Below are 10,553 nucleotides of genomic sequence, written 5' to 3' on the forward strand. Positions count from 1 at the left end.
TGCGCGCCGATGGGATCGAAGATGGCCCGAAGTGCTGAAGAACCGGGAATAATGTCCGGTGCCCTGGCGCGCACGACCTCCGAAAGGTTTGATCCGCGATGCACTTTGACCTGGCGCTACAAGCATGATCGAAGCGCTCGGGATCGCGATGGTGAAAAACGAGGCGGACGTCATTGAGGCATTCGTCCGACACAATTTGAACTTCATGGATGCGCTGGCCATTGTCGATAACGACTCGGTCGACGACACGCGGGAAATTCTCGTGCGGCTGCAGCGAGAAGGATTACCGGTAATACTTTTCGACGATCCGATCGTGGGTCACTTCCAGGCAGAGATTGTGACCGCGGTGTATCGCAAGGTAGTGCCCAAGTTCAAGCCGCGCTTCGTGTTCTTGTTGGATGCCGACGAATTCATCGTGACGCCGTCGCGGGACGCACTGTATACCCAATTGCGTGCGATGCGCCCCGGTACGCAGGCCCAATATTGTTGGCGCACCTACATTCCCGCTCCCACGGGTCCGGAAGGCGACGCGTCAGATCCCCTACGGAGCATCACCCATCGGAAGGCGGAGGAGGGCGCCTGGTGGAAACCGATCATCGTCACCAAGCCGAAGATCGATATGAAACTTCGGATCAAGCAAGGCAACCACGGCGCCACGTACTTGGGTCGGTCACTCCGCAAGGTCAAGCTGACCGACGTCACGATAGCCCACTTTCCGGTCCGAAGCGTGGACCAGTTCACCAGCAAGATCCTGGTCGGCTGGATCGCCAATCTGGAGCGGAATAGATATCGGCTCGATTTCGCACACGCGATTCACTGGAAAGTCGTATACGAGCGCATTATTCGCGGACCCGCGTTTACGCGGGAGGATTTAACGCACGAAGCGCTCAAATACGCGGACTTCTCCGGAACGGAATTGACGTGGCCAAGCGATGTCGTCCGTGACCCCGTGACGCCTGGTTACGGGAGGTTGACGGCGCAGCCGGCCATCAGCTGCACGCCGTTGCAAAAAGTCGTGAGGTCCATCGACAGGATATTCAACCCGGAGGCCGACGCCTCCGGTCTGGCGTCTGACCTCCAGTTTCTGGAGAATTCGCGCCGGAGCATGGGGGCATGGCGACGCCTGAAGCGGCCGTTCGGGGGCGCAGGGTCGAAAACGGCGTTATATGTGGATTTACCGCCTTTTCGCTATCTCGCGGAGCGCTATTGCCCCACATCCGTTCTGGCGATCGGCGGGGGTTCCGAGGCGTACCTGAAATATTTCGCTGCTCATGGAGCCGAGCGGGCAACGAGCGTCGACGGCTGCGAGCCGGGAGACCTGGCGGAGACCTTCGATCTGGTGATGTGTGTCCAGCCCCCGCAACATGTTCCCGCGGAGTCGGAATCCGCACTCGTCGGCAACATGCTGCGCCATGCGCGTGACCGCATCGTCCTGTCCGGCGCCCCGGGACGGTCCGGAGCAGGCCATTTCAGCGGGTCGCCGATGTCGCACTGGCTCGACTTGTTTGCGTCAGCCGGATGGCGCCCCTGCCTCTTCGATTCTCTGACACTGCAATCACTTTCGACTTTTCCAGTGTTTCGCAGCAGCCTCGTGGTGCTCACACGCGAGATTGGGGACGCCGGAATTGCGCGCGAACGCCTGATGGAGCTCGAGCCAGAATCGACCAAGCGGAACAAGCAACGGCCGGCGGTTATCGCTCACTCGTTTGTTGGGGAAGAGGCTAAATTGTTGGCCCATCGGGATTCTCGGGCCGTGGCGAAGGCAAATGCTTACCTACGTGTTGTGATATCGCGCGTTTTGGAATGATATGTATCGGCTTTGTTTGAGAGGGTTGCCATACATTGTTGCGTGAGGGACTTGGGGCGTTCGACGTACTTGTCGATCAAGGCACGCATTGCGGCTTCAACTTCTGAGTATCCTTGACGCATCGCGGAATATGGTTAAGACGGCACCTATGCCCAAAAGACGATATCGACCGCGCTCGGCCCACCGAGCAGTTCGTTGGGTCGAACTGCTCCGTGACGGCCGGGGTCTCTTGCTGGTGTCCTTCGCCGGAGCACAGTAGTGTTCGCAGTCGATGCTGGTGGGCGGGAACCGGGGTGCACTGCAGAGGGAGCTTCGCTAGATTGCCGGTTCGCAATCGCGGCATCGGATGAGAGAGCTAAAAGGTAGCATTCGGTGGTTCGTGGTGCGACGAGGGAGATTGGGACTTGGACCAGGGAGCAGTTCACGGTACTGGCTATGGCGAGCGCGTAGCAACATCAGAGCCGGCCAAGCCCTTGCCGGGCTACGCGTTGTTAGCACGGCTGTCCTGGACCATCGCATCGTATACCTCATCGCGACACTGGGTCCGGACAGTGATGAACCGTGAAACCCGTAAAATGGTGCAGGCGCTCCAGCCTCACGAACTTAGCGCGCTCGAGATAGCCGGTGACTACTGGGGCCACACCGAGCAATTCAAGACGTATCGCTCGATTCACTATCCCGAATTCGACATTTGTGCAACGCCCTTGCCCGAGCAGTTCGACCTCATCATTGCCGAGCAGGTGTTCGAACATCTGTTGTGGCCGTACCGAGCTGGAAAGAATGTCTTCGAGATGCTTCGTCCGGGCGGCCATTTTCTGATAACTACGCCCTTTTTGATTCGAATTCACGCAGCACCTTACGACTGTTCACGCTGGACGGAAACGGGTATCCGATATTTCCTCGCTGAGTGCGGGTTCGACTTGGAGCGGATCCAGACCGGCTCATGGGGAAATCGTGCATGCGTTCGCGCTAACTTTACTCGCTGGGCTTGGCACTGGCCATGGCGTTCTCTCCGCAACGAAGCCAATTTTCCGGTATCAGTGTGGGCATTAGCCCAGAAGTAATCGCGAGTTTGGAACTTCGATGTTCTGTCGTGCAGAAAAATCCAAGGTCGCTGCTCAGTCGCAACGCTAGTCGGGAATCGGACGGGACTCGCAACCGTCTAGCGCGTTATCAAGAGGACGGCGGAGAATGCAGCGGTAATTCTTCGGCATACCCGTCGTAGTGATCTTGAATTTGGTGTCTAGGAATCCGAACACCAAGGACAGCACGAAGCAAACCAGCTGTAGGGGCAACCACACCATCGGCAACTCGTTGCTGGCCATCATCAGCTGGTAACTGATCGTGCCGTAGTACCCCTCTAGCCATTCGAGTGACTCAACGGTGAAGCCGGCTTCAGCGGCCATTCGCTGCCATGCAAACTGCGTATAGCGCCAAAAGTCATAGGGCGTCTCGTGCTCCTCATAGAAGAGTGGCGCGCTCACCCATGCTTGCCCACCGGGCTTCAGGACACGTCTAAGTTCGCGAAGAACAGGCAGCGGTTCGGGGATGTGTTCCAGCACTTGGGTGCACAGCACAAGATCGTAGGTTTCGTTGGCCATCGGCAGCTCCTCAAGCCTGCAGATGTGATCGAGCTGGGAGTACTCCTTGTCGACCGCGCCGAAGTCGGCCGTCTCGTAGGTGACATGTTCAAAGTGTTTGCGATACGGTGCAATTCCTGCCCCAGCATCAAGCACGCGGAATGATTTTCCGGCACCCACGCGGCTAGCGTCAAACACCCATCGGTCCAGGTACCAACGTGAAGAATTGAAAAGCGTCGGGAAGAGAACGAAGCGACGGGCCACGGCGGAAGCTTATAGCGGCCCCTGCCCTCAGCTGGGTTGGGGGCCACGTCATACGTTCACTTCGATCCTTGCTGCAACGACCAGTGAGGCAACACTTCGGACGTTCGCGGGGTCGGTCTTCCACCTCGCCCGATAGCATCGTGTGGGTGCCGATGGCATATCGCCGTCTTCGGTCCGCAGCACGGCGTCGAATCCATGAAGTGATCTGTATCGGCGAGCTACCGGGCGCCCTGAGTTCACGCGCATACGGGCCGCAGGAGCGGACTCTCTGGGTCACGCCTGGTGTTCAACCTGAGCAGGGGCTTCTCACGGGCGACGAATCGGTAGCCAGCCTCACGTAACATCGCACCGCGGTTAGGCGCAAATGGCGCCGCAGTCGGGTGTGACGAGGCGCACATTCACCACGCTGGTGCCCCAACAGGCCCAACACAGTGGAGGCCTTCCGCCCCCTGACCTGTCACCTTTGCCGATACTGCTAACGCATACGGACTCCCATGAAATACTCACTCCCGTGAGCCCACTGGCGATCGAGGTCGTTGGCCTCACAAAGACATTCGGGGACAATCCCCCTGCACTCAACGGTGTGAACTTCTCAGTTCCGGCCGGGACAGTGTGCGGTCTACTCGGCCACAATGGTGCGGGCAAGACCACCAGCATCAACATTCTTTCGACGCTGATTCGCCCCACTTCGGGCTTTGCCCGCGTCAACGGATACGACGTCGTTCGTCAGTCGGCCCAGGTACGTGCCAGCATCGGGATGGCCGGGCAATTCACCGGGATGGACCCAATGCTCACCGCCCGAGAAAACCTGGTGCTGTACGGCAGGCTGCGCGGCCTGCGTCGCCGGCAAGCAAAGGCTCGCGCCGACGAGTTGATCGAACAGTTCGACCTCGTGGCCGTCGCCGACAGGCGGGTATCCACCTATTCGGGAGGAATGTGGCGGCGCGTCGATCTCGCCAGTGCCCTAGTGGTGTTGCCCAATGTTCTATTCCTCGATGAGCCGACCACAGGGCTGGACCCACGCAGCCGCCGTACCGTATGGGCGCTGGTGAGTTCGTTGGCCCTCCAGGGGATCACTGTATTGCTGACTACGCAGTACTTGGAAGAGGCCGACGTGCTGAGTGACTCGATCGTCGTCATCGACCATGGAGAGGTAATTGCCAGCGGCACCGCCGAGGACCTCAAGCGCAGGGTCGGCATCAGCTACTGCCAGGTGACCCCGGCCGATCCAGCCGATCTGCCTCGGGTCGCTATGGCGCTGACCGGGCTCGAGGGGATCGATATCAACGTCGATATGAACTCGGTGTCGGTACCCGCCCCCGACGGCGTGGCCACCCTGAGTGAGATGTTTCGGCGGGTCGATGGGATCGGCATCGAATTGGCCGACATCTCGTTGCGCAAACCCTCGCTCGACGAGGCGTTCCTGCACCTGACCGAACAGACCGTCACCCGAACATGAGCGCCCTGTCCGCCCTCACCGAACGTTCGCTAGTCGCGGCGGCGCGCGACGGCGGGTTGCTGTTCGAGATCTTCTCACCGATCGCATATTTAGCAGGGTTCACTGTTGCGCTGCGCGGGCTAGTCGACACCGGACGCGTCAGCTACTCGCAATATCTCGTCCCGGCAGTGGTCGTCCAGTCAGTGATCTTGGTCGCCTTGCTCACAGCGGACCGCGCGGCACGTGATCACCTGTTCGGCCTGGGAGAGCGGCTGAATACGCTGCCGATCGCCGCTGCGGTGCCGGTGAGTGCCCGAATGGTAGCTACTCTGGTCAGGGCCGTGCTTGCCCTATCAGTGGCGATGGCCGCTGGCTACGCGTTCGGATTCCGTATGACCAGCGGACTGTGGTACGCGGTGCCCTTTGTGCTCATCGCGTTGCTGCTATGCCTTGCGGTGGCGCTGGGGGCCGACGCATTGGGGTCAAGTACAAGCAGTCCCCGAGGGGCCAGCCACTTACTGTTTATCCCGCAGTTGCTCCTGTTTCTGCTGTCCACTGGGATTGCGCCCGAGCAGAATTTTCCTGGCTGGTTACGCCCATACGTCCGAAACCAGCCAGTTTCACAGGTCGCGGAAGCATTGCGCGGCCTGGCATCTGGCCACGTCGCGGTTGACCACCTCGCATCCAGTCTGTCCTGGTGCGGGGGGATGGTATTGGTGTTCGGGACGATTACGCTGCGGATGCAGAGGCGCGGCTAGTGACACATCGGCTCGGGACACAAGCCTCGCTGCTGACGCAGAGCTGGGTGCAAGCCGGTCGGCTCCTCACCGAATGGCGGCGTGAGCGCGCGGTCCTGGTGGGGTCGCTGATCTTCCCCGTATGCCTCCTGCTCGTGTACGAAGCGGTCTTGGAGGATCGGGTGCAAAAGGTCACCGGCGTCGAGAGCGTCTACGGCCTGGTTCCAGTGTGCGCTGTGCTGTCGGGCTTGTTCGGTGCGCTAAGCACTTCGGTCAGCATTGGAATGGAGCGGGATTGCGGGTTACTGAGCCGAATGTGGGTAATGCCGGTACACAGAGCAAGCGCAATCACCGGGCGGCTGACGGCCGAGGCGGCGCGTGCTCTCATCGGAACGGTCCTGATAACTGTCCTCGGGGTGGTACTGGGCCTACGTTTCGACCACGGCTGGCCGACAGCAGTTCCGTACATTCTGATCCCGCCAATCGTGGTGGTCGGATTCACGGCACTGGTGATGGCGGTGGCCATTCGCACTAACGGCGCCGCCGTGATGACCTGGCTGGCAGCTGGTACCGTCGCGCTGGCTTTTCTCAATCCCGGTACCACTCCGATCATGCTCTACCCCGACTGGCTTCGGCCATTCGTGCGCTTACAACCTATGTCGCCGCCTATCGAGGCGATGTGGGGCTTGGCCCACGGCGGCCCAATCGCATGGCCTCTCATGATGACTCTCGCCTGGGGGGCTGTTCTGCTAGCCGCATTCATTCCCATAGCGGTGCGCGGTTATCGTCTAGCCGCAGAGTCCCATGCTTGAGGCGTGGCGGTTCGATGACTCGCAGGCTCGTGCGTCCCCGTGGATCAGCCAATCGTTCGCGGGGCCAAGCTGCGTAACCACCCTTACCGCTTGCACTCCGATTGCTTCGAATTTGGATACCGACGGGCCGGACGGCAGCTGCACACCGTCAAAGCTTGATAGCATTCCACGGGCCGCAGCTGGATACACTTGGGTATAGGTCAAGTGGAGTGCGTGAGACAAGTAAATGCGTAATCGGAAAGGCTTATGCCATGAGAACGGTCGTCTTGATCCCGTGGCGCAGCGATGGAGGCGGAAGGCGAGATCAGCTATGGGACTTCACGCGCAATTGGCTCATTGACCACCATCCTGACTATCCTCATATTTCAGACGATAGCGGCGATGGACCATTCAATCGTGGCCGTGCGATCAATAAAGCTGCCGCGCAAACAGATTGGGACATTGCCATTGTCCATGATGCTGATAATATTGCTGATCCAGACCAAGTTCGCGCAGCGGTCAACCGTGCAGATCAAACTGGCAAAGTTGTTTTTCCGTACCAAGCGTACATGTATCTCGATGAGCACTCGACTAGTCGCTTAATGAGCGGAGACGGGATGTTTCTCTGTCCTTTTCCTCGCAAGGATTTGCCCAAGCTTCCGTGGGCTCGCAATGCGCCTTATGAGCACACTTTGCGCTATCACCATTACTCGGGAGTGCAAATCATACCACGCCGCGCCTGGGAGCAAGTTGGTGGATTTATCGAGATGGATGGATGGGGCGCTGAAGATGCATCGATGAAAGTGTTATTCGAGACTTTCACGGCGGGTGTGGAATGGCAACAAGGGACAGCTTTGCACCTATGGCACCAACCAGTATGGTCTGACGCGGATCGGCAAACTCGTCGTCTTGCCCGCACTAATATAGCTCGCCTGCGTCGTATCCAACGACGGTGCGGAAATCAGCGCTCGCTCCGCGAATTAATGCGGCAGTACGGCCATGTCGTTCCCTCGGGAGGGTTTGGTGCGAATGAACCATCTGCCTTTCAGGCTGGGTTCTGATATTCACGCAGTGCAAGCTCATCTTTTTACTATACAAAAGCCGTCGAGAGGATACCTCGGTGCGGATACTAGTCGACCAGAGCGGATACGCCCTGTTAAATATTGGCGACATCGCAATGCTTCAAGCATGCATCCTCCGGCTACAAAGCCTGTGGCCGGACGCCGATATACAAGTGCTTACGGATTCACCAGAGAGACTTGAGCAGTACTGCCCGAGGCTTACTGGAGTCGCGCCCTCGGTCATCCGCCGCTTGACTTCGTCAACTGCCGCGCTGCCGTATCGGCCGGCTCAGGAAATGCGGAGCAGCGCCATACCATCTTCCGCCCGATTGAAGCATCGCTTTAACTGCGACATTCAGCCGAACTGGGAACCATCTCGGATGCGAGCTATTCGTCGGGCAGATGTCGTTATATGCAGCGGGGGAGGCTTTATCAACGATATCTTTTGGCGGCATGCGGCTCGGGTTCTGAGTTTTCTGGCTATCGCACAACGATTTGGCAAGCCGACCGCAATGTTTAGCCAAGGAATTGGCCCACTTACGCATCCACTTCTGACCCGCCTATCAACGTATACAATGCCACGGCTATTGATGATCGGACTCCGCGAAGAATTGGGCTCTGCTCCGATTTTGAGGTCCTGCCGGGTTGACCCCGAGCGAATCCGGATAACTGGGGACGACGCACTCCTTTTGGCGACTGGGGTCGCAAGGCCCCCGACGGGAACCGCGGTCGGGCTGAACATACGCGTCGCGTTCTACAGCTCAATCGATAAGACCGTCGCTGGCCAAACCGTCGCCGCTGCATCTGAATTCGCCAGTCGCCGCAGCGTTCCCACGCTGGCCTTACCAGTATCGCGCTACAAAGGATCGGCGGATCTGGAAGCGATGAATCCGGGTGGCACTCAAGATGCGCATATAGTGGCGGACGACAACTCCGATGATATTCGCAATCCCGAGGAACTTGCAGAACGAGCCGCGCGTTGCCGGGTGATTGTGACTGGAAGCTACCACGCCGCCATCTTCGGTCTTGCGGCCGGAGTGCCGGCGGTTTGCATAACCAACTCAATCTACTACGACCTCAAATTCAAGGGACTGAGCATGCAGTTCCCGGGCGGTTGTCATATTGTGCGGCCGGGGCTGGGTTTTGAGCGCGACTTGTCCGACGCCATCGAGCGAGCCTGGGATATTAGCGAATCTGATCGCGACAGACTGCATTCGGTTGCTCAAGCCCAAGTTGCGCAAGCAGATCAGGCATACAGGTGGTTTGGATCACTAGTGGCCGGGGCGCGCAGTTAGGTTGCGCCGTGGCCGGAACTATGCACCGTCTTAGATACCCGGCTGTTAGCGGGCGCCGGATTGGCGGCCACAACCTCCGACGGCGACTACCAACGGTACAAGGCCCACGAGGTGGCCTACGTGCCCGACTACTCCACGCAGCGGATCTCCGCGGCGTCGAACCTAGGGTAGTTGTAGGGCGGCAGGTCGGGCCCTCCAGCTGCGCCTGCCTTGACGCGCGGGCCGCCGAGCCCGGCGACGTCCCATTTCGCAGTGCCTGTTTGCATCGAGAACCACAAACCACGTTGACGTGCAAAGTCTAGATTCAGCCGACGTTGACATGCGCGTAAAGTTTGAACAGCCAGTGATATAGAGCCGCCGTATCCCTCATCGCCTATCCGCACAATGAATGAAAGGTTGGATCCGCCAATGGAGATTGCCCGGAGTGCTCAACCCGCCGAAAGCGTAGCCACCGCCGGGGATGCGGTGCACAAAGGCGCCGCCTCCGGGAGTGAGACTCGCCCGGTCGTCCTATTCGTGTTGGGGACACAACGTTCCGGCACCTCGGCAATCACCCGGGTTCTCTCCCTGTGCGGCGGCACGCTTCCGGCCGGAATGTTGGGCGCCGACGCTGGCAATCCGCGTGGCAATTGGGAGCCGCGGAAAGCCATCGTCCTCAACGAAGCGATCCTGCACCGCAATGGCAGTGCATGGTTCGACCCGTCGCTGCGCTTGCAGGAGGACGAGGCAATGACTGCCGAACAGAAGACTGCGTGCATCGCTGAGATCAGCAGTTATCTCAAGACGATGCCCGCCGCACCACTCGTGGTGATCAAAGATCCCCGGATAACGATCCTGTCCGACTTGTGGTTCGAGTCCTCATGTTTAGCCGGCCGCGATGTTGCAGCTGTCATTGCGGTGCGTCACCCACATGAGGTCATATCATCGGTCGCGGCATCCTGGAAAATCTCACCGGAGTTGTCCAGTGCCTTATGGCTCAAATACAACCTGCTGGCCGAGCGGCACACCCGTGGCATTCCGCGTGTCTTCGTTGAGTACACCAGCCTCCTCGAGGACTGGCGCAGGGAGATTAAGCGGATTTCCACGGCGTTGTCAATCGATCTCAATACCCTAGAACAGGACGCGATCGATGAGTTCCTCACACCTGATCTTCGTCGCCAGAGAAATCGCGGGTCGGTAACAAACCGTTTCGGCACAGATTGGATATCTGCAGTCTACGACGCTGAGTGCATGGCCGCGCGAGACGAGTGTCCTGACGAGGCGATGCTCGATCGCATTTTCGAGTCCTATCGGGCGAGCGAGCGCGATTTCCGTTCTGCAGTCGAGGATTACCGCAAACTTTCCGGCGGTGTCCGCTCGCGCATTTTCCGGCCATCCGTCATGAAACCGCTGATGGAATTAGGAGCGATGGCTCATCGGCGAAAAGGCACCTGGGCTTAGGCGGCTGTCCTCTGATTGGCCGTGACAGTCTGATTTGGCCCCAGGAGGACGGCTTGATTTGGCCCCGCCTGGATGGCGGCGGGGCGTTGTTGTGACGGTCTGATTTGGCCCCACTTCGGTGACACGCCGTGTTGGTTATG

9 protein-coding genes are annotated in these 10,553 nt (G+C 59.1%); 8 read left to right on the forward strand and 1 reads right to left on the reverse strand.

Annotated elements, in window-relative coordinates; genetic code table 11:
* Positions 1-124: 124 nt before the first annotated feature.
* Positions 125-1,807: a glycosyltransferase family 2 protein gene (locus H7J89_RS24470; protein ID WP_264047521.1), complete on the forward strand. Its 1,683-nt coding sequence runs from the start codon at positions 125-127 to the stop codon at positions 1,805-1,807.
* A 404-nt stretch (positions 1,808-2,211) separates the two neighbouring features.
* Positions 2,212-2,871 carry a class I SAM-dependent methyltransferase gene (locus H7J89_RS24475; RefSeq protein WP_264047540.1) on the forward strand — a complete coding sequence of 220 codons (660 nt, stop codon included), beginning with the start codon at positions 2,212-2,214 and terminating at the stop codon, positions 2,869-2,871.
* Positions 2,872-2,937: 66 nt separating this feature from the next.
* Here H7J89_RS24475 and H7J89_RS24480 read toward each other — a convergent pair whose 3' ends face one another.
* Positions 2,938-3,651 (reverse strand): class I SAM-dependent methyltransferase, encoded by a 714-nt coding sequence (locus H7J89_RS24480; RefSeq protein WP_264047542.1) that lies wholly within the window; start codon positions 3,649-3,651, stop codon positions 2,938-2,940.
* A gap of 511 nt (positions 3,652-4,162) precedes the next feature.
* On the opposite strand from H7J89_RS24480, the gene H7J89_RS24485 reads away from it, so the two are divergent.
* From H7J89_RS24485 to H7J89_RS24510, 6 genes are all read left to right on the forward strand, one after another.
* Positions 4,163-5,110 (forward strand): ATP-binding cassette domain-containing protein, encoded by a 948-nt coding sequence (locus tag H7J89_RS24485; protein WP_264047544.1) that lies wholly within the window; start codon positions 4,163-4,165, stop codon positions 5,108-5,110.
* A complete protein-coding gene (locus H7J89_RS24490; RefSeq protein ID WP_264047546.1) occupies positions 5,107-5,847 on the forward strand; it encodes an ABC transporter permease in 741 nt (246 codons plus the stop codon). The genes H7J89_RS24485 and H7J89_RS24490 overlap by 4 nt, the downstream gene beginning before the upstream one ends.
* Positions 5,847-6,638 carry an ABC transporter permease gene (locus H7J89_RS24495; protein ID WP_264047548.1) on the forward strand — a complete coding sequence of 264 codons (792 nt, stop codon included), beginning with the start codon at positions 5,847-5,849 and terminating at the stop codon, positions 6,636-6,638. The genes H7J89_RS24490 and H7J89_RS24495 overlap by 1 nt, the downstream gene beginning before the upstream one ends.
* Positions 6,639-6,889: 251 nt before the next feature.
* Positions 6,890-7,678, forward strand: coding sequence for a glycosyltransferase (locus H7J89_RS24500; RefSeq protein WP_264047549.1), 789 nt, complete (start codon positions 6,890-6,892; stop codon positions 7,676-7,678).
* A 59-nt stretch (positions 7,679-7,737) separates the two neighbouring features.
* The gene (locus tag H7J89_RS24505) at positions 7,738-8,973 is read left to right on the forward strand and encodes a polysaccharide pyruvyl transferase family protein (protein WP_264047550.1); all 1,236 of its coding nucleotides are present in this window, start codon (positions 7,738-7,740) and stop codon (positions 8,971-8,973) included.
* Positions 8,974-9,381: 408 nt separating this feature from the next.
* The gene (locus H7J89_RS24510) at positions 9,382-10,413 is read left to right on the forward strand and encodes a sulfotransferase family protein (RefSeq protein WP_264047551.1); all 1,032 of its coding nucleotides are present in this window, start codon (positions 9,382-9,384) and stop codon (positions 10,411-10,413) included.
* Positions 10,414-10,553 lie beyond the last annotated feature (140 nt).

This window comes from Mycobacterium paraffinicum, assembly GCF_025822865.1.
Taxonomy (GTDB): Bacteria; Actinomycetota; Actinomycetes; order Mycobacteriales; family Mycobacteriaceae; genus Mycobacterium; species Mycobacterium paraffinicum.

Excerpts from the sequence above, each read along its gene's own strand:
- H7J89_RS24510 (WP_264047551.1), top strand. The coding sequence starts at position 9,382 with ATGGAGATTGCCCGGAGTGCTCAACCCGCCGAAAGCGTAGCCACCGCC.
- H7J89_RS24500 (WP_264047549.1), top strand. The coding sequence starts at position 6,890 with ATGAGAACGGTCGTCTTGATCCCGTGGCGCAGCGATGGAGGCGGAAGG.
- H7J89_RS24470 (WP_264047521.1), top strand. The coding sequence starts at position 125 with ATGATCGAAGCGCTCGGGATCGCGATGGTGAAAAACGAGGCGGACGTC.
- H7J89_RS24490 (WP_264047546.1), top strand. The coding sequence starts at position 5,107 with ATGAGCGCCCTGTCCGCCCTCACCGAACGTTCGCTAGTCGCGGCGGCG.